The organism is Kitasatospora viridis, assembly GCF_007829815.1.
Classification (GTDB): domain Bacteria; phylum Actinomycetota; class Actinomycetes; order Streptomycetales; family Streptomycetaceae; genus Kitasatospora; species Kitasatospora viridis.
The window spans coordinates 5,009,519-5,027,004 of the sequence record NZ_VIWT01000001.1 but is presented as its reverse complement, the minus strand read 5'-3'; the positions used below and the strand labels follow the sequence as shown (position 1 = coordinate 5,027,004).

The following is a 17,486-nucleotide window of genomic DNA, read 5'->3' as shown; positions in this document are numbered from 1 at the left end:
TAGATTCGCCGTATGCGAAAGCTGACGGCTTCTCTGCTGGGGCGCACGGCCCGGGTGCGGTGGGTGCACCTGGTGCTGGGCGGCGCTCTGCTGATGCCGTTCTGGTTGCTGGGGTCGGTGCTGGCGGCCTTCATGCTCTCGCCGGGCGGGCAGCGGACCGATCCGGTGCGCTCGGTGCTGATCCAGCTGGTGGCGCTGGCCCTCGCCCTGCCGATGGCCTGGGTGGCGGCGCTGCTGCCGGTGGCCCGGGTGCTGCTGGTGGCGGCGGCGCGGGCCCTGGCCGGCGTGCGGGAGGGCGAGTTGGCGCACGGCCCGCCGGCCGGCTGGGCGGCCCAGCGGCGCACGGCGCACTGGTTCGCGCTGTACCTGCTGGTGGGCGGCGTGGTCAGCGGGCTCTCGCTGGCCACCCCGCCGGCCGCCGTGCTGCTGTGGGCGGTGGCGCTCCGGCTGACCGGCCCGACCACGCACCGGCAGGTGAGCGACCTGGTCGGCCGGTCCGCCCCGGTCACGGCGCTGGTGGGCCTCGGGCTGCTGGTCGCGCTGGTGCTGGTGGTCGCGGCGGCGGGGGCGCTGCTCGCCCGCTGTGCGCCGGCCCTGCTGGGGCCGACGGCCGAGGAGCGGCTGGCCGCCGCCGAGCGGCGCACCCTGGTGCTGGCCCAGCGCAACCGGCTGGCCCGGGAGTTGCACGATTCGGTGGGGCACGCGCTCAGCGCGGTGGCGATCCAGGCGAGCGCCGCCCGCCGGGTGTTGGAGCGGGATCCGGCCTTCGCGGCCGAGGCGCTGCGGGCGATCGAGGAGGTCGCCCGGGATGCGGTGGGCGAGCTGGACACGGTGCTCGGGGTGCTGCGCGAGGAGGTCGAGCCGGCGGAGGCCAACGGCCCCACTCTGGCGGCGCTCGACCTGCTGGTCCGTCAGCTCGCGCTGGCGGGGGTGGAGGTGACGGCCCGGGCCGCGCCGGAGGTGGCCGGGCTGTCCGAGCCGCTCTCCCGGGAGGCGTACCGGATCGTCCAGGAGGGCCTGACCAATGTGCTGCGGCACGCCGGGCCGGTGCCGGCGGAGCTGCGGCTCGACATCGAGGGAGGACGGCTGATGGTGGAACTGACCAACCCGATCGGGGCCGACCGGCCGAGCCGCCCCGGCGGCGGGCGGGGGCTGCGCGGGGTGGCCGAGCGGGCGGCCGCGCGCGGCGGCGGCTGCGAGAGCGGGCGCACGGCCGACGGCGGCCGGTGGCGGCTGGCGGTCTGGCTCCCGGTGGGGGCGGCATGAGCCGGGTCGAAGGGAGCGGCGCACCGGTCCGGGTGGTGATCGCGGACGACGAGCGGCTGGTCCGCCTCGGCCTGCGGGTGGTGCTGGAGAGCGAGCCCGACCTGACCGTGGTCGGCGAGGCGTCAGACGGCAGCGAGGTGCTGCCGCTGGTCCGCGAGACGGCGCCCGACGTGGTGCTGATGGACGTCCGCATGCGCCCCCAGCCTGGCGGCCGGGAGGTACCCCCACCACTGGACGGCATCCGTGCCACCGAGCTGATCCTGGCCGCCCTGCCCGAGCCGCCCCGGATCCTGGTGATCACCACCTTCGAGCACGACGACTACGTCTACCAGGCGCTGCGCGCCGGGGCCGCCGGGTTCATGCTGAAGCGCAGCAGCGCCGAGGAACTGCTGCAGGCGGTGCGGCTGGTGGCGCGCGGCGATTCGCTGCTCTACCCGGCGGCCATCCGCGAGCTGGCCGCCGGCCGGGCCCCGGGCACCGCCGGAGCGGCCGGGGACGCGGCGGCCGCCCGCTCGGTCGCCCGCCTCACCGACCGCGAGCAGCAGGTGCTGCGGCTGGTCGCCACCGGCCTGAGCAACAGTGAGATCGCCGGCGAGCTGGTGGTCAGCCCCGAGACGGTGAAGTCGCACGTCGCGGCGGTGCTGTCGAAGCTGGGTGCGCGCGACCGGACGCAGGCGGTGATCACGGCCTACGAGGCGGGCTTCGTCCTCCCGAAATCCGCTGCCCGGCGGTAGAGTACGGCCTCGCCCGCAGCCCACCCCCACCGCCGAACTGGTGATCACGATGCGCCCCTGGATCAGACCCGCATTCTGGTGGCGCCTGGCCATCGTCCTGTCGGCCGGGCTGGGGCTGGTCACCGGTGACGGCTCGTTGGTCTACTTCACCGTCGAGTCCAACGTGATGGTCCTCGGCTACTTCGCCGGGGCGCTGTACTGGATGGCCGCGCGCGACACGGCCGAGGGGCCGGCGCCCCGGCTGCGCGGGGCGGTCACGCTCTACATCCTGATCACCGGCCTGGTCGCGCACTTCCTGCTCAACCACGGGGCCGATCCGCTGCCGGGCCTGGTCTCCGGTCCGGACCGGCTGCAGAACTGGTCCACCTTCTTCCTGCACTACACCACGCCCGTCATGGTGCTGGCGGACTGGCTCTGCCTCGGGCCGCGCAACGCCTCCCGCTGGAAGGACCTGCCGCTCTGGCTGAGCTTCCCGCTCGGCTACGCGGCCGTGGTGATGGTCCGGGCGGCGCTCTTCCCCGGCTTCCCGAACAAGTACCCGTACTTCTTCTTCGACCCGAGCGGCCACGGCTACGGCTACGTCTGGCTGCAGATCGCCCAACTGACCGTGGAGTTCATCGTGCTGGCGAGCGCCGTGGTGGGCCTGGACCGCCTCGGCACCGCGGTGCGCGGGCGCCTGCGCCCCGCCACCGGCTGAGCACCCGTCAGCGACAGGCACACCGTCAGATCCGCCAGGCCCGGATCCGCTCCGCCGCCCCGAAGATGTCCGCCTTCGCCGCCGCCACGTCCCGGGCCAGCTCCACCAGCGCGCCGTACGGAGGGTCGATCCCCTCCTCGGCGGCGTGCATGTAGGCGGCCGTCGCCATGCAGGCGTAGAGGTTGTTGCGCACCGGCAGCGGCCGCAGCAGCACGATGGTGTGCATCAACGCCGCGGCGCACCAGGAGGGATCGGCGTCGTGCCCGAGCTGCGCGGTGTTCACCCGGTGCCGGGCCACCGCCGCCTGCAGCGCGGAGTAGTCCCGCACGCTCAGGTCTTCGGGCGAGGCCTGCTCCTGGACGTCGAGCAGCCAGCGGATGTCGACGTGCAGCATCATCAGGCCACGCTGCGCCGCGCCGTCGGCGCGTCCTCCGGGAAGGCGGCGTCGAACTCCTCCAGGTGCGCGTTCCAGAACGCCACCGCGTGGTTGACGAAGGTGCGGCGCTGCTGCTCGCGCACGCTCAGATCGTGCACGTACGCCTTGACGCTCTTGCCGTCGGCCGCCGCCGCCTCACGAATCGCGGCCAGTTCCGCCTCGGTGTACTCGATGTTGAGAGCTGGCATGCGGCTCAGGGTACCGGAGCGGTACCGGCCCTGACAGGCCGCCGGAACTTTCCGCATCCGCCCTGCAACAGGATCGCGGACCCACCGCGTTAGGCAGGCATGGACCACTCACCGACGACCGAACCGGCTGCTCCGGGGGCTCCGCCGACCTTCCTGGAGTTCGCCGCTGCGCGGAGCAGGCCGCTCTACCGGACGGCCTACCTGCTCACCGGCGGCGACGTCCATCTCGCCGAGGACCTCGTGCAGGAGGCCCTCAGCCGGATGTTCGTCCGATGGCGGCGGGTGTCCCGGCTGGAGAACCCGGCCGGGTACGCGCAGACCGTCCTGGTCAACACCTTCCTCTCGCTGCGGCGCCGCCGCAGCAGCACCGAGAAGGTCACCGGTGAGTTCCCCGAACTCGCCGTCACCGACGGCGACCCGGCCCTTCGCGTGACGCTGCTCCAGGCGTTGCAGCAGGTGTCGCGGCAGGACCGTGCGGTGCTGGTACTGCGGTTCTGGGAGGACCGCAGTGTCGAGGAGACCGCCGCCGCCCTGCAGTTGACCACCTCCGCTGTCCGCTCGCGCAGCCACCGCGCCCTGGGCCGGTTGCGGGCCCAGCTCGGCGACTCGTTCGCCGAGCGCTTCCCGCGCTGACCATCCTTCACCCAGTCCAGAAAGTGGTGCACCGAGTCATGTCCCACGAGCACGAGTACGAGGAGGAGTTCGGCGCCGCACTGCGCGCTGCCGTCGCCGGCTCCCCCGAACCGGCGGTCGAGCTGCTCGCCGCCGGCGCGCAGCGCCGCGGCCGCCGCAAGAAGCTGCGCCGCAACCTGGTGGCCGGCACCGCCGCGGCGGCGGTGGTGGCCGGTGCGGGCCTGGCCACCGCCCAGTTGCAGGGCGGTGCCCACGGCACCGCCCAGGCCGACAAGCACGCCACCGCCGTGGTGAGCACCCCGGGCTCCGCCGCCAGCGCCAGTGCGAGCGCCGGCGCCAGTGCCGGCCCCGCCCCGGCCCCGGTCACCGGCGAGCAGATGCTCGCCCTGCTCAAGCAGCGGGTGCCGGCCGGCTTCCAGCCGGGCACCTCGATCGTCCAGGGCGCCGTCAACAACCCCAACGTCAAGGCGGACGGGCCGTTCGCCCTGCTCAACGTGACCGACGGTCAGGGCCAGGGCGCCGTGTCGATCAACGTCCGGGTCTTCCCGAACCCGCTCGACCTCTCGCTGTCCGGCCTGACCTGCTCGACCACCCCGGACCCGAACACCGCCTGCACCAGGGTCCAGCTGGCCGACAACAGCTACCTGCGCACGATCAAGCGCACCAACGTCTTCGCCGGCGACACGATGCTGAACTGGTCGGCGGACCTGGAGCGTCCGGACGGCCTGGTGGTGACCGCCGCCTCGTCCAACGAGACCCCGAACGGTGCGAAGGCCGGCCGCCCCACCCCGCCGCTGAGCACCGACCAGCTCGCCGCGCTGGCCCAGGACCAGGTCTGGCAATCCGTCACCACGGGTGTGAAGTCGGGCCTGTCCGACATCGACCCGACGGCGGGCAGCTCCCGGCCCGTGCCGTTGCAGCAGATCCTGGGCACCGCCGCCGCGCTGCTGCCGAACGGCCTGACCGAGCTGACGCCCGGCGGCGAGGACTCCTTCGCCAGCTTCCAGGTGAACGACGGGCACGGGAAGAGCCTGGTGCGGGTCACCGTCGAGGACTGGAGCAGCTTCCAGCCGGGCCGGTTCAGCGGCGGGGACATCACCACCGAGTTCACCGGCGCCACCACCGAGCCCGACGGGACCAAGGTGCTGACCTCCCACGACGACCCGTTCGCCAACTACCGGGGCGTGGTCCGCAACGAGGCGAGGATCCTCACCCCGAACAAGCTGCTGATCGGCATCGAGTCCTTCAACAGCACCGACTTCAAGGGCGGCGTCACCCGCCCCCAGCCGCCCCTGACGGTGGACCAGCTGACGGCGATGGCCCTCAGCCCGAGCTGGCGCACCCCGGCCGGGTGAGCCCGCGCCGCGGTGCCGGTCCGCAGGGGGCGGACCAGCGCCGCGGCGTCGCCGGCTGACGAAGCGTCACATCAGGTGCCGCGCCCGTCACATCGGCCCGGCGTCCCGCACACCCGTCTCCGGGTCCACCCGCAGCCAGCGGGTGATGCCGAGCCGGCGCAGGAACTCCAGGTCGTGGCTGACCACGACGAAGGCACCCCGGTACGACTCCATCGCCTCGGTGAGCTGGCGCATGCTGGCCAGGTCGAGGTTGTTGGTCGGCTCGTCGAGCAGCAGCAACTGCGGGGCCGGGTCGGCCAGCAGCAGCGCGGCCAGCGTCGCGCGGAACCGCTCGCCGCCGGAGAGCGTGCCGGCCTGCTGGTCGGCCCGCCGCCCGCGGAACAGGAACCGGGCCAGCCGGGCCCGCACCAGGTTGTCGCCGATCCCGGGCGCCAGCGCCTTCACGTTGTCCACCACGCTGAGCGAGTCGTCCAGCAGGTCGAGCCGCTGCGGCAGGTGGCGGATCTCCCCGCGGGTGGTGATCTCCCCCTCCAGAGGCTTGATCTCACCGGCGATGGTGCGCAGCAGGGTGGTCTTGCCGGAGCCGTTGTCGCCGACCAGCGCGACCCGCTCTGGGCCGCGCAGCTCCAGCCGCTCGACCCGCCCGCCGTGCGGCAGGCGCACCCGCTCCATCGTCAGCACCGTGCGCCCGGGAGGCACTTCGGTGCGCGGCAGGTCGATCCGGATCTCCGCGTCCTCGCGGAACGCCTCCTCCGCGGCGACCAGCCGCTCCTTGGCCTCGGTGAGGCGCTCGGTGTGCATGCCGCGCACCCGGCCCGCGGTGTTCTCCGCCTTGCGCTTGAAGGCGCCGGCCAGGATCTTCGGGTCGTTGCGCTGCGCCGACTTCTTCTTGCCGTAGCTGGCGCTGCGGGCGAGCCGGACGTTGGCCTCGGCCAAGTCCCGCTGCTGGCGCTGGACATCGGCCTCGGCCACCCGGACCAGCCGCTCGGCCGCCTCCTGCTCGGCGGCCAGCGCCTTCTCGTAGTCGGCGTAGTTGCCGCCGTAGAAGGTGACCTCGCCGTCCCGCAGGTCGGCGATCTGGTCCACCAGGTTCAGCAGTTCGCGGTCGTGACTGACGATCACCAGCACACCGCCCCAGCCGGCCACGGTCTCGTAGAGCCGCTCGCGGGCGGTCCGGTCGAGGTTGTTGGTCGGCTCGTCGAGCAGCAGCACGTCCGGCCGCTCCAGCAGCAGCGCGGCCAGCCGAAGCAGCACCGCCTCGCCCCCGGAGAGCTCGCCGGTGGTGCGGTCCAGCCCGAGCGCACCGAGGCCGAGCCGGTCCAGGGTGGCCCGGGCCCGCTCCTCGACGTCCCAGTCGTCGCCGAGCACGGCGAAGTGCTCCTCGGCGACGTCGCCGGACTCGATCGCGTGCAGCGCCTCCCGGCGGGCCCGGATGCCGAGCGCCTCGTCGACCCGCAGCGAGGTGTCCAGGGTGAGGTCCTGCGGCAGGTAGCCGACCTCGCCGGCGATCCGCACGGTGCCGGCGGTCGGGGTGAGCTGCCCCGCGAGCAGCTTGAGCAGGGTGGACTTGCCGGCCCCGTTGAGGCCGATCAGACCGGTGCGGCCGGGGCCGACGGCGAGGTGGAACCCGTCCAGGACGGGCTTGCCGTCCGGCCACTCGAAGCCGAGGTCGGTGCAGAGGATCGCGGTGGTGGGTGTTGCCATGGGGGCCTCCTGGGGCTCACCTGGATGTGGACTGGCAGCACGGGAGACACCGCGAAGAGGGAGTGCACGGGGGAACGGAAGGCTCCACACCGAGATCACTGGCACGCTCAGGGAAACCGCGCGACGGAACCAGCGCGGTGAGCGGTGTCTCAGGACCTCAGTAGAGCAACGGCCTTCTCCAGTTCAGGATTTCCGGCGAACGAACGAGCACTACGGTACAAAGCCGGGCCGGGACGTGCAAAGGGTTTTCCCGGCGCGTCGGGCTGGCCGTTTAGGATCGGGGCATCATGAGCGCGACACTCGTCACCAAGGACCTCGCCGCCGGCCACGGCGAGCGCACCCTCTTCAGCGGCCTCGACCTGGTGGTCTCCCCCGGCGAGGTGACCGGCCTGGTCGGGGTGAACGGCGCCGGCAAGTCCACCCTGCTGCGCCTGCTGGCCGGCCTGGACCGGCCGGAGCACGGCAGCATCGCGCTCAGCCCGCCGAGCGCGACCGTCGGCCACCTGCCGCAGGAGCCGGAGCGCCGCCCGGGCGAGTCGGTGCGCGACTTCCTGGAGCGCCGCACCGGCGTGGCCGCCGCCCAGGCCGCGCTGGACGCGGCCACCGAGGGCCTGGTGGCCGGCACCCCGGGCGCCGACGACGAGTACGCCACCGCACTGGACCGCTGGCTGAACCTCGGCGGCGCCGACCTGGCCGAGCGGTCCGAGCAGGTGGCCGACTCGCTCGGCCTCACCATCAGCCTGGACCAGCCGATGACCTCGCTCTCCGGCGGCCAGGCCGCCCGGGCCGGCCTGGCCTCGCTGCTGCTCTCCCGCTACGACGTCTTCCTGCTCGACGAGCCCACCAACGACCTCGACCTGGACGGCCTGGACCGGCTGGAGGCCTTCGTCAAGGGCCTGCGCGCCGGCACCGTGCTGATCAGCCACGACCGCGAGTTCCTGGCCCGCACGGTCACCCGGGTGCTGGAGCTCGACCTGCACCAGCAGCAGGTCAACCTCTACGGCGGCGGCTACGAGTCCTACCTGGAGGAGCGCGCCCGGTCCCGCCGGCACGCCCGCGAGGAGTACGAGGAGTACGCCGACACCAAGGCCTCGCTGGAGGCCCGGTCCCGGATGCAGAAGGGCTGGGCGGACAAGGGCGTGCGCAACGCGCTGAAGAAGAGCCCGGACAGCGACAAGATGCGCAAGGCCGCGCAGACCTCCTCCTCGGAGAAGCAGGCCGCCAAGGCCAAGCAGACCCAGCGGATGATCGAGCGCCTGGAGGTGGTCGAGGAGCCCCGCAAGGAGTGGGAGCTGAAGATGGAGATCGCCGTCGCCCCGCGCTCCGGCTCGGTGGTGGCGACGCTGCGTCAGGCCGCCGTCCAGCGCGGCGAGTTCGCCTTCGGCCCGGTGGACCTGCAGATCGACTGGGCCGACCGGGTGGCGATCACCGGGGCGAACGGCGCCGGCAAGTCCACCCTGCTGGCCGCCCTGCTCGGCCGGCTGGAGCTGGACGCCGGGCAGGCCTCGCTCGGCTCCGGCGTGGTGGTCGGCGAGGTGGACCAGGCCCGCGGCCTGTTCTTCGGCCCGGAGCACCTGATGACCGCGTTCGGCGCGGCGGTGCCGGAGCTGTCCGACGCCGATGTCCGCACCCTGCTGGCCAAGTTCGGCCTGAAGGCGGTGCACGTGCTGCGCCCCGCCGAGACCCTCTCCCCCGGCGAGCGGACCCGGGCGGCGCTGGCCCTGCTGCAGGCCCGCGGCGTCAACCTGCTGGTGCTGGACGAGCCCACCAACCACCTGGACCTGCCGGCCATCGAGCAGCTGGAGCAGGCGCTCGCCTCCTACACCGGCACCCTGCTGCTGGTCACCCACGACCGGCGGATGCTGGAGTCGGTCGCGGTGAACCGCCGGATCACGGTGGCCGACGGGAAGCTGACGGAGCTCTAGGGCAGAGGTTTAGACCACCCCGGGGGCTCTCATACTCCGTCGTATGACGACGTCTCACCCCACCGTCCCGCTGCACCCGATGGCGGTCCCGGCCCACGAGGCCGCGGACCGCGCCCGGAGCTTCCACGAGGTGATGGCCCGGCGCCGCACCGTCCGCGACTACTCCCCCCGGCCGCTGCCCGAGGGCGTGCTGGAGTGGGCGGTGCGCACCGCCGCCACCGCGCCCAGCGGCGCCCACGTGCAGCCCTGGCGGTTCGTGGTGATCACCGACCCGGAGCGCAAGCGCCGGCTGCGCGAGGCGGCGGAGGCCGAGGAGCGGGAGTTCTACGACCACCGCGCCTCCGCCGAGTGGCTGGCCGCGCTGGAGCCGATCGGCACCGACTGGCACAAGCCCTTCCTGGAGGACGCGCCCGCGGTGATCGTGGTCTTCGAGGTGCACAAGGGGCCCGAGTCGCCGCGCCCCTACTACACCAAGGAGTCGGTCGGCATCGCGGTCGGCCTGCTGCTCGCCACCCTGCACCAGGCCGGGCTGGCCACCCTGACCCACACGCCGAGCCCGATGAAGTTCCTCAACGAGGTCTGCGAGCGCCCGGCCGAGGAGCGCGCCGCCTACGTGATCCCGGTCGGCTACCCGGCCGAGGACGCCCGGGTGCCGGATCTGCACCGCAAGGAGCTGGACCAGGTGCTGGTCCGCCTTTGACCGGGTACGTCTCTGACCGGGTACGCCTCTGACACCGAGGTATCGCCTGGTCGGGGGCACCGTGCTGCTGTCATCATGCTGAGCGTGAACCACACCGAGGACGTCACCGCCGGCTGCACCCGCCCCCCTGAGCTGCTGGACCTGCCCGACGGGTTCCTGTTGCGCCGCCGCACCCTGGCGGACGCGGACCCGGTGAACGCCGCCATCGTGCGCAACATCGACCACCTGCGGCCCTGGATGGTCTGGGCGGACACCGCGCCGACCCTGGCGCACACCCAGGAGATGACCCGGGTCGGCTGGCAGCTCTGGGAGGAGGGCTCGGACTACATGTACGTGCTGGGGCGGGCCGACCGGCCGGACAGCGTGCTCGGCATGTTCGGCCTGCACCGGCGGATCGGCCCGGGCGCCCTGGAGATCGGCTACTGGGTGGACCTGGGGCACACCGGTCGCTCGCTGGCCACCAACGGCGCCGCCGCGCTGACCGTCGCCGCGCTCGCCCTGCCCGACGTCGAGCGGGTCGAGATCCACTGCGACGAGGCCAACGCGGCCAGCGCGGCGGTGCCGCGCAAGCTCGGCTACCGGCTGGACCGGGTGGCCGAGCGGCCGGCCAGCGCCCCGGCCGAGACCGGCCGGAAGCTGATCTGGATCAAGGAGCGCTGACGTCCCGTCACCCCTGGGCGGGCACCGGGGCCGCGCGGGAGATCAGCGCCTCGGTGTCCACCCCGGTCGGCAGGGTGCCGAAGGCGGCGCCGTGGTCGCCGCCGAGCCGGGAGGCGCAGAACGCGTCGGCCACCGCCGGCTCGGCGTGCTTGACCAGCAGCGCGCCCTGCAGGGTGACCGCCATCGCCTCGACCACCCGGCGGGTGCGGTACTCGATCTCGGCCTGGTCGCCGAGCTGCTTCTGCAGCTCGGCGACGGCCGCGTCCAGCCGGCGGTCGGCGCCGGCCGCCCCGGACAGCTCGGCGAAGAAGGCCTCCACCGACTCGGGGCTGCGGGCCATCGCGCGCAGCGCGTCCAGCGCGGCGACGTTGCCCGAGCCCTCCCAGATCGAGACCAGCGGGGCCTCCCGGTAGAGCCGGGGCATGCCGGACTCCTCCACGTAGCCGTTGCCGCCCAGGCACTCCAGCGCCTCGGCCGCGTGCGCCGGGCCGCGCTTGCACACCCAGTACTTGGTCACGGCCAGCGCCAGGCGGCGGAACGCGCTCTCCTGCGCGTCCCCGCCCAGCGAGCGGTCGGTGGACTCGGCCAGCCGCAGCGCGACCGTGGTCGCCGCCTCCGACTCCAGCGCCAGGTCGGCGAGCACGTTGCGCATCAGCGGCTGGTGGATCAACTCGGTGCCGAAGGCCCGGCGGTGCTGGGCGTGCTGGATCGCCCGCTGGGCACCGAGCCGCATCCCGGCGGCGGCGCCCAGGGTGCAGTCCAGCCGGGTCATGTTGACCATCTCGATGATGGTCCGCACGCCCCGGCCCTCCTCGCCGACCAGCCAGCCGACCGCCTCCTCGTACTCCAGCTCGGCCGAGGCGTTGGAGCGGTTGCCCAGCTTGTCCTTGAGCCGCTGGATCCGCAGCGCGTTGCGGGTGCCGTCGGGCAGCACCCGGGGCAGCAGGAAGCAGCTCAGCCCGCCGGGCGCCTGAGCCAGCGTCAGGAAGACGTCGGACATCGGGGCCGAGGTGAACCACTTGTGGCCGGTCAGGTGGTAGGTGCCGTCGCCGGCCGGCAGCGCCACCGTGCTGTTGGCCCGCACGTCCGAGCCGCCCTGCTTCTCGGTCATCGACATGCCGGCGATCAGGCCGCGCTTGCCGTGCGGCTCGCGCAGGCCGAAGTCGTAGACCGGCGCGGCCAGCAGCGGCTCCAGCCGGTCGGCCAGTTCGGGGGTGGCGCGCAGCGCCGGCACGGCGGCGTAGGTCATCGAGATCGGGCAGCCGTGGCCGGCCTCCACCTGGCTCCACAGGTAGAACTTGGCGGCCCGGGCGGTGTGCGCGCCGGGCCGGGCGTCCTGCCAGGGCGCGGCGTGCAGGCCGTGCTCGACGGCGACGGTCATCAGCTGGTGCCAGGCCGGGTGGAACTCGACCTCGTCGATCCGGTGGCCGAACCGGTCGTGGGTGCGCAGCACCGGCTCGTTCTCGTTGGCCAGCCGGCCCCACTCGGCGGCCTGCTCGGTGCCGGCCAGCCGCCCGAGCCCGTGCAGCTCGGGCAGCACCCAGGCCGCCCCGGCGCGCCGCACCGCGGCGAGCATCGCCGGGTCCTCGGCGACGTCGTGCCCGTACGGCGGCGGAACCTGGTTGACGACCTCGTGGGTGTGCGGCACGGCCTGCTCCCTACTCGCGAGTAAGTATCAGGTCCAGGGTGCCGCATCACCCGGCGGTTGGGGAGTCCCGACGGGCCGTCATTCGGCGGACAGCACCAACCGGCGCTGCCCGTCCCGGTAGCCGGCCCGGCGGAAGGCGGCGGCCATCGGCAGGTTGCCCAGGTCGGTGTCGGCGCGGATCTCGGTGGCGCCGGCCTCGGCGACCAGGATCCGGGTGATCTCCCCCAGGAACTGCTCGGCATAGCCGTGGCCCCGGTGCTCCGGCAGCACGCCGAGGTAACCGACCACGTGCGCCCCGGGGTTGCGGGACGGAATCGCGAACCCGACCGTCTCCCCGGCCCCGTTGCGCGCCACCCGCCACCACGAGCGCTCGCCGAGCATCGTGTCGCGGTAGAACTCCAGATCCTCCCGGGCCTGCGCCTCGGCCCCCTGCCGCGCGGCCCCTGCCGTCGACCCGTGGTCCAGGCTCCCGGCGAGCACCCGGGCGAACAGCTCGGCGATCACGGCATCGTCCGGCTCGGCCGCGTAGCGCAGCCTGCGATCCGCCTCCGGCACCGCATCCCGCCCGGCCCGCCAGTCGAACCGCAGCCGCTCCAACTCGGCGGTCAGCCCGGCCGCCCGGGCCGCCCGCAGCCGCCAGTCCAGCGCGGCCCGGACCTCGGCCCGCTCGCGCCAGTCGGCGGGCAGGAAGACATGGAACTCGGGCGCCGTCCCGAACGCCGCGTGCGCGGTGCGCAGCAACTCGGCGGCCACCTCTTCGTCCCCTCCGAACACCCCGTCCAACGCCCGGGGTTCGCCGCTCCCCCACCAGACGGCGGCGGCCGCTACGCGGTCGTCCCGGTCAACGGCCAGCCAGGTGTGCTCCAGCCGGTACTGCCCGTCGGCGAGCTTGGCCCGGTAGTTCTCGGGCGTGACCGTCCCACTGCCCGGATCGGCGGCGAGCACGGGCAGGAGGGAGTCGAGGTCGTCCTCGGTGGCGGTACGAAAGATCATCCCGCTTGCATACTTCCCAGGACGGCCGACGCACAACGGCTTTTCGGCCGGCTGAACCGCCAGGCGCTACTCGCCGCAGAATCCCTTGTACTCATCGTTCATGAGGTCCCAGAAGGACCGGTAACGGGTCGCCCCGGGAAGCCAGTGGGCGAGGTACCACGCTTCCCACTCCCCGTCAGGCGTGACGACGTGCGGGTTGAGCAGGTAGACGTCGGTCGCGTCGTGGGTGTGGCTGATCTTCAGCGTGTCAGGAAGGTACTCGGCCCGCATCAGGCAGGGGTCCTGCTCGTCGCCGTAGACGAAGTACTCCTCGTCGGGCACCTCGAACGAGCCGGCGGACCCGACCCACGAGCTGACCAACTCCGGATCGATGTCCCCGGTCCAGCCGACCTCCCGAGTCGGCAGCAAGCGCTTGATCCCGCCGGTCGTGTCGAGCCATCCGTTGCTGGTCCGCAGGAACTGCCGGTAGCTGGGCGGGAGACGGACACCGAGCCGCTCTTCCAACTCGGCGATCTCGTCGCTGCCCGCACCCGCAGTGCCCAGCCAGCGGGCAGCACGGATGTCGGCAGGGAAAGGCTCAGGCCGCTCCTGCTCGCGCAGGACCGGGTCCAGCCACTCATCGCTCCACCGTTGCAACAACCCACGCCATGCGTAGGCGGGTGCGGGCATCGGATCAGTCGGGTTCGGCATGGCGGAAGACTAGGCGAACGGCCCGACAGCTCCGGTGGGCGAGGTCCACCATCACCCCAGCCAACGCATGAGCGTCAGTTCACGGAATCGGAGCGGCCGTGCTTCTACCTCACCCACGACAGGGTTGCTCTCGCGCCATGATGGTATCCAGTAGACAGGTGGACCTTGACGCCTTCTTCGTCAGGGTCCACCCGTCCACGTCCGTCACCCGTTACAGCTCGATCGGGAACTCGCCGCCCTTGACGGCACCGATGAATCCGCGCCAGGCCGCAGGCTCGATCCGGAGGACGGCACCGCGGCCGTTCTCCTTGCTGTCCCGAACGGCGATCAGGCCGTCGTACGAGACGCCCTGCTCGACGCAGTTCTCCTGCGGCGTGCCGCTGTAGCTGGACTTGTGCCAGCCGTCAGCCCCCTGCCGGGGGGTGTGACTGGTGGTGCGGTCGTGCATGGTCACCCTTCCTGCGATCACCCAACTCGCCTGTTACGAGCGGGCTTGCAGCAAGTATGACCGGGCGTCCTCCAGGCTTGTGGCACTGGCTTGGAGCTGCCGAAAAGCTGCGTCGTGACGGGCGATCAGAGCAATACTGTCCCCGAAACTGCGCGGGCCCTCGTGATACACCACCGAGTGATCCGCCGCCTTGCTGAACACGTAGTGCGTGAAGGCCCCGGACACGCCGAGGTGGTAGCCGACGTCGTCCCGCAAGATCTGGATCACAATGTTGCGGCGAGTGGAGAGTTCCAAGAGGTGGTCAATCTGCTTCCGCATCACCTCCGGTCCACCGACCCGCATACGGAAGGCACCTTCGCCGATGATGGCCCAGATCCTCGGCGGCTGATCACCCTCCAGGATCTGCGTCCGCCGCTGGCGACTCGCGACCTGGTCATCCAGCGGAAGCCCACCCGGTCCTCCGAGCGGCTCGCCCGTGCTCTTCGAGAGCAGCTCCAGGCGCTCGAACAGAGCCCTGGTGTACTCCGGTGTTTGGAACAACCCAGGGATGATCAACGGCTCCCACGTTCGAATCTCACCCGTGGGTGACGCGGCCACCAGGTTCTCCACAGCCACGATCTTCGCGTAGGGCCCGCCGAGCTGGTCGTACTCCGACCACCATCCCCGCTGCTTCGCCCGCCGGGCCAGCTGCTCCATGTACGCGGCGGTCTCGGCCGGCACCTTGAAGTGCGAGCACAGCAGGTGGACCTGCGGCACGGTGGCCTTGTTCTCCGCCGTCTCCAGTCGCGCTATCGCGTGGACGGAGACGTCCAGGACCTCCGCGACCTGCTCCCGGCTCGCGCCGTTCTCCTCGCGGATGTCGCGGAACTTCCTGCCGAGCAGGGTCCCGAGGAAGGTCGGGCCCGAGCCGTCGACAGGTGCGGTCGCACGTGTTCGTGACCTCTGTGCTGGTGCCATGTCGCCAACCCCTATCGGCTCAACTGACTATGCGTCAAGTCCCTTCATCCCCATCGTCCAGTCAACCAGAACGCGAGTTCTGACCTTCCGCGAATTCACGGATCTGGTCGGCTTGCATTTCTCTCCGGGCTACGAGAACGTGTTGCAGCACTCACTGACGGTGGCTGGGTCCGCACCTTCGGTGATCATCGCCGTGCTCTGGGGGTACCTTCATGCCCGAGTCACTGCGGCCTGCCCATGCAAGCGCCGCCCCGCCAACCCGCCTTCCGCACCGGCTCGTTCTGCACATCGAGCCCGACCTGCTGGACGCGCGGACCACCCGGCACCAGCTGCACACCTGTCTCAAGAGCTGGCCCATGGCCCTGCCCGAGGACCGGATCGCCGACGCGCTGCTGTGCGCGGCCGAGCTGCTGGCGAACGCAGTCGTCCACACCGCGAAGCCGGCGGTGCTCACCGCCACCTGGACCGGATCCGCCCTACAGCTCGCGGTCCACGACCAGAGTCATCAACTTCCGCTCAGACGGCCGCAGTTCGGATCGGCTGCCACCTCGGGCCAGGGCCTGAACCTGGTCCAGCACCTGGCCAACCGCTGGGGCGTCATCCCGCCGACCGGGCCCACCGGCAGCGGCAAGACGATCTGGTGCGAAATCGGCCCGGCCGCCCCGCCGGAGCCCAGTCAGACCGACTCACCAGGCCGGCCGTCCCGGCAGATCAACCCTCGCCATTCATGAGACGGAGGACTCCGTGCGCCCCCTCAACACCACTTCACCACGGCTCAACCCACCGCCCGGGAGCGCGATCCACCGGCACGTCCGCCGGAGCCGCCTCGTCGTCGCCACCCTGGGGCCGACCGGCACCGACGCCCACGCGGAGGCATCGCGGCGGTTCCGCGCCGTCCGACTCACCGACAGCTTCGAACAGGCCATGCAGGCGGCCGTGCGGGACGGCACACCCGCCGTGGTCGCCGCAGGCTTCGTGGAGCGCGACCACCCCACCGGCGAGGTCTCCGACCTGTGGGTGAACCTGCACTTCCGATACACCGGCAAGGCCGAGTTGGTGGAGGTCTGGCAGGCCCCGACCAAGCCGATCTGCCTGGCCACCGCGCCGACGGTCCGTCACCCCCGCACGATCGCGCTCCACCCTGCCACGGCCACCTTCGCCGATCGCACGGCTCCGGACGCCGAGCGCCGCTGGACGAACGCCAAGCCGCTCGCCGTCCGCGAAGTGATCGAGGGCCGGGCCGACGGCTGCGTCGCCTCGACCGACCTCGCCCGTCGAGCCGGCCTCACGGTCCTGGAGGAGTTCAGGCCGACCATGGTCTGGTGCCTCTACCAGGCCGTCAACGCGGATGGGCCGGTCAGCTCGGGCATTTCCGGATGAACGCCGCAATCCGCTGCTACGCTGCCCGCCGCATTCTCCAACTCAGCTGGAATCCAACCGACTTCGGAGGACATCCATGAAGGTCCTGATCACCGGCGGCGCCGGGTTCATCGGTTCCACCCTCGCCTCGGCCTGCCTCGACGAGGGCATCGAGCCGATCGTCGTGGACGACCTCTCGACCGGTCGGCCCGAGTTCGTCACCGGCCGTACCTTCTACCTGGGCGACATCGCCGACGGCCACCTGATCGACCGGGTGTTCGCGGACCACCCGGACATCCACGCCGCGATCGGGTGCGCGGCCAAGATCGTCGTCCCGGAATCGGTCGCCGACCCGCTCGGCTACTACGACACCAACGTCACCAAGAGCCTCGCGGTCGTTCGCCACCTGCTCCGCAACGGGTGCCACCGCCTGGTGTTCTCCGGTTCGGCGGCGATCTACGACTCCGGCGAGAACATCACCGAGGACGCGCCGCTGCGTCCGCTCTCCCCGTACGCCCGCACCAAGGCCGTCTTCGAGGGTGCCCTGGAGGACATCACCGGCGGCACGCCCCTGCGCGTCATCACCCTGCGCTACTTCAACCCGATCGGTGCCGACCCCAAGCAGCGCACCGGCCTGCAGACCACCACGCCCACCCACGCCCTCGGCGTGATGATCGACCGCTACCGGGCCGGTGAGCCCTACCCGGTGACCGGTGCCGACTGGCCGACGCGCGACGGCAGCGGTGTGCGCGACTACGTCCACGTCTGGGACCTGGCTGCCGCCCACCTCGCCGCCGTGCGCCGCTTCGACGAGGTCACGGCCGAGCCGGGTCCGCGCTACCTGCCCATCAACCTCGGCTCGGGCACCGGCAGCACGGTGTTCGAGCTCATCGCCGCCTTCGAGGAGGTCACCGGCGAGCCTCTGGCCCACCACATCACCGACGCCCGGCCCGGCGACGTGGCCGGTGCCTACCCGAACATCGACCGCGCCCGCACGCTGCTGGGCTGGTCCCCCACCCGCACGCTCCAGGACGGCATCGCCGACGCGCTGGCCTGGAACGCGAACCGCGCCACCGTACTGAGGGACGAGTGA

The 17,486-nt window shown here is 72.3% G+C and carries 19 protein-coding genes; 11 read left to right on the top strand and 8 right to left on the bottom strand.

Annotated elements, in window-relative coordinates; genetic code table 11:
• Positions 1-12: 12 nt before the first annotated feature.
• From FHX73_RS22665 to FHX73_RS22655, 3 genes are read left to right on the top strand one after another with little or no spacing between them, the layout of a single operon-like run.
• Positions 13-1,266, top strand: coding sequence for a sensor histidine kinase (locus FHX73_RS22665; RefSeq protein WP_145906754.1), 1,254 nt, complete (start codon positions 13-15; stop codon positions 1,264-1,266).
• Positions 1,263-2,000, top strand: a complete 738-nt coding sequence (locus FHX73_RS22660) for a response regulator transcription factor (protein ID WP_145906753.1) — start codon at positions 1,263-1,265, stop codon at positions 1,998-2,000. The genes FHX73_RS22665 and FHX73_RS22660 overlap by 4 nt, the downstream gene beginning before the upstream one ends.
• A 49-nt stretch (positions 2,001-2,049) precedes the next feature.
• Positions 2,050-2,697 (top strand): Pr6Pr family membrane protein, encoded by a 648-nt coding sequence (locus tag FHX73_RS22655; protein WP_145906752.1) that lies wholly within the window; start codon positions 2,050-2,052, stop codon positions 2,695-2,697.
• Positions 2,698-2,722: 25 nt separating this feature from the next.
• Here the strand turns inward: FHX73_RS22655 and FHX73_RS22650 are convergent, their stop codons facing one another.
• Entirely contained in the window at positions 2,723-3,094 is a 372-nt protein-coding gene (locus FHX73_RS22650) for a toxin Doc (RefSeq protein WP_145906751.1), read from the bottom strand.
• Positions 3,094-3,321: a hypothetical protein gene (locus FHX73_RS22645; protein ID WP_145906750.1), complete on the bottom strand. Its 228-nt coding sequence runs from the start codon at positions 3,319-3,321 to the stop codon at positions 3,094-3,096. The genes FHX73_RS22650 and FHX73_RS22645 overlap by 1 nt, the downstream gene beginning before the upstream one ends.
• Positions 3,322-3,420: 99 nt before the next feature.
• Between FHX73_RS22645 and FHX73_RS22640 the strand changes: the two genes are divergently transcribed.
• Complete coding sequence (locus FHX73_RS22640; RefSeq protein ID WP_145906749.1) at positions 3,421-3,954, top strand: SigE family RNA polymerase sigma factor; 534 nt, start codon at positions 3,421-3,423, stop codon at positions 3,952-3,954.
• Positions 3,955-3,992: 38 nt separating this feature from the next.
• Entirely contained in the window at positions 3,993-5,309 is a 1,317-nt protein-coding gene (locus FHX73_RS22635) for a hypothetical protein (protein WP_145906748.1), read from the top strand.
• A gap of 87 nt (positions 5,310-5,396) precedes the next feature.
• On the opposite strand, the gene FHX73_RS22630 is transcribed toward FHX73_RS22635, so the two are convergent.
• Complete coding sequence (locus tag FHX73_RS22630) at positions 5,397-7,013, bottom strand: ABC-F family ATP-binding cassette domain-containing protein (RefSeq protein WP_145906747.1); 1,617 nt, start codon at positions 7,011-7,013, stop codon at positions 5,397-5,399.
• Positions 7,014-7,300: 287 nt separating this feature from the next.
• Between FHX73_RS22630 and FHX73_RS22625 the strand changes: the two genes are divergently transcribed.
• From FHX73_RS22625 to FHX73_RS22615, 3 genes are all read left to right on the top strand, one after another.
• The gene (locus FHX73_RS22625; RefSeq protein WP_145906746.1) at positions 7,301-8,938 is read left to right on the top strand and encodes an ABC-F family ATP-binding cassette domain-containing protein; all 1,638 of its coding nucleotides are present in this window, start codon (positions 7,301-7,303) and stop codon (positions 8,936-8,938) included.
• Positions 8,939-8,981: 43 nt separating this feature from the next.
• Positions 8,982-9,638 (top strand): nitroreductase family protein, encoded by a 657-nt coding sequence (locus FHX73_RS22620; protein ID WP_145906745.1) that lies wholly within the window; start codon positions 8,982-8,984, stop codon positions 9,636-9,638.
• A gap of 84 nt (positions 9,639-9,722) precedes the next feature.
• Positions 9,723-10,298 (top strand): GNAT family N-acetyltransferase, encoded by a 576-nt coding sequence (locus FHX73_RS22615; protein WP_170305000.1) that lies wholly within the window; start codon positions 9,723-9,725, stop codon positions 10,296-10,298.
• Positions 10,299-10,305: 7 nt separating this feature from the next.
• Here the strand turns inward: FHX73_RS22615 and FHX73_RS22610 are convergent, their stop codons facing one another.
• The 5 genes from FHX73_RS22610 to FHX73_RS22590 form a co-directional block, all read right to left on the bottom strand.
• Positions 10,306-11,946 (bottom strand): isovaleryl-CoA dehydrogenase, encoded by a 1,641-nt coding sequence (locus tag FHX73_RS22610; RefSeq protein WP_145906743.1) that lies wholly within the window; start codon positions 11,944-11,946, stop codon positions 10,306-10,308.
• A 78-nt stretch (positions 11,947-12,024) separates the two neighbouring features.
• Positions 12,025-12,939 carry a GNAT family N-acetyltransferase gene (locus FHX73_RS22605; RefSeq protein WP_145906742.1) on the bottom strand — a complete coding sequence of 305 codons (915 nt, stop codon included), beginning with the start codon at positions 12,937-12,939 and terminating at the stop codon, positions 12,025-12,027.
• 66 nt (positions 12,940-13,005) lie between these two features.
• Positions 13,006-13,629, bottom strand: a complete 624-nt coding sequence (locus FHX73_RS22600; protein ID WP_145906741.1) for an SMI1/KNR4 family protein — start codon at positions 13,627-13,629, stop codon at positions 13,006-13,008.
• Between the two features lie 211 nt (positions 13,630-13,840).
• Entirely contained in the window at positions 13,841-14,077 is a 237-nt protein-coding gene (locus tag FHX73_RS22595; protein ID WP_145906740.1) for a DUF397 domain-containing protein, read from the bottom strand.
• Between the two features lie 33 nt (positions 14,078-14,110).
• Positions 14,111-15,034 carry a helix-turn-helix domain-containing protein gene (locus tag FHX73_RS22590; RefSeq protein ID WP_145906739.1) on the bottom strand — a complete coding sequence of 308 codons (924 nt, stop codon included), beginning with the start codon at positions 15,032-15,034 and terminating at the stop codon, positions 14,111-14,113.
• Positions 15,035-15,246: 212 nt separating this feature from the next.
• On the opposite strand from FHX73_RS22590, the gene FHX73_RS22585 reads away from it, so the two are divergent.
• The 3 genes from FHX73_RS22585 (at position 15,247) to galE (ending at position 17,486) form a co-directional block, all read left to right on the top strand.
• Positions 15,247-15,765, top strand: a complete 519-nt coding sequence (locus tag FHX73_RS22585; RefSeq protein WP_145906738.1) for an ATP-binding protein — start codon at positions 15,247-15,249, stop codon at positions 15,763-15,765.
• Positions 15,766-15,778: 13 nt separating this feature from the next.
• A complete protein-coding gene (locus FHX73_RS22580; protein ID WP_145906737.1) occupies positions 15,779-16,414 on the top strand; it encodes a hypothetical protein in 636 nt (211 codons plus the stop codon).
• A gap of 76 nt (positions 16,415-16,490) precedes the next feature.
• A complete protein-coding gene (gene galE / locus FHX73_RS22575; protein ID WP_145906736.1) occupies positions 16,491-17,486 on the top strand; it encodes a UDP-glucose 4-epimerase GalE in 996 nt (331 codons plus the stop codon).

Bases quoted from the DNA above. Each gene is read 5' to 3' on its own strand.
- galE (WP_145906736.1), top strand. From the start codon at position 16,491: ATGAAGGTCCTGATCACCGGCGGCGCCGGGTTCATCGGTTCCACCCTC.
- FHX73_RS22665 (WP_145906754.1), top strand. From the start codon at position 13: ATGCGAAAGCTGACGGCTTCTCTGCTGGGGCGCACGGCCCGGGTGCGG.
- FHX73_RS22620 (WP_145906745.1), top strand. From the start codon at position 8,982: ATGACGACGTCTCACCCCACCGTCCCGCTGCACCCGATGGCGGTCCCG.
- FHX73_RS22635 (WP_145906748.1), top strand. From the start codon at position 3,993: ATGTCCCACGAGCACGAGTACGAGGAGGAGTTCGGCGCCGCACTGCGC.
- FHX73_RS22600 (WP_145906741.1), bottom strand. From the start codon at position 13,629: ATGCCGAACCCGACTGATCCGATGCCCGCACCCGCCTACGCATGGCGT.
- FHX73_RS22655 (WP_145906752.1), top strand. From the start codon at position 2,050: ATGCGCCCCTGGATCAGACCCGCATTCTGGTGGCGCCTGGCCATCGTC.
- FHX73_RS22585 (WP_145906738.1), top strand. From the start codon at position 15,247: ATGCCCGAGTCACTGCGGCCTGCCCATGCAAGCGCCGCCCCGCCAACC.
- FHX73_RS22650 (WP_145906751.1), bottom strand. From the start codon at position 3,094: ATGATGCTGCACGTCGACATCCGCTGGCTGCTCGACGTCCAGGAGCAG.
- FHX73_RS22630 (WP_145906747.1), bottom strand. From the start codon at position 7,013: ATGGCAACACCCACCACCGCGATCCTCTGCACCGACCTCGGCTTCGAG.
- FHX73_RS22645 (WP_145906750.1), bottom strand. From the start codon at position 3,321: ATGCCAGCTCTCAACATCGAGTACACCGAGGCGGAACTGGCCGCGATT.
- FHX73_RS22640 (WP_145906749.1), top strand. From the start codon at position 3,421: ATGGACCACTCACCGACGACCGAACCGGCTGCTCCGGGGGCTCCGCCG.
- FHX73_RS22660 (WP_145906753.1), top strand. From the start codon at position 1,263: ATGAGCCGGGTCGAAGGGAGCGGCGCACCGGTCCGGGTGGTGATCGCG.
- FHX73_RS22605 (WP_145906742.1), bottom strand. From the start codon at position 12,939: ATGATCTTTCGTACCGCCACCGAGGACGACCTCGACTCCCTCCTGCCC.
- FHX73_RS22595 (WP_145906740.1), bottom strand. From the start codon at position 14,077: ATGCACGACCGCACCACCAGTCACACCCCCCGGCAGGGGGCTGACGGC.
- FHX73_RS22625 (WP_145906746.1), top strand. From the start codon at position 7,301: ATGAGCGCGACACTCGTCACCAAGGACCTCGCCGCCGGCCACGGCGAG.
- FHX73_RS22590 (WP_145906739.1), bottom strand. From the start codon at position 15,034: ATGGCACCAGCACAGAGGTCACGAACACGTGCGACCGCACCTGTCGAC.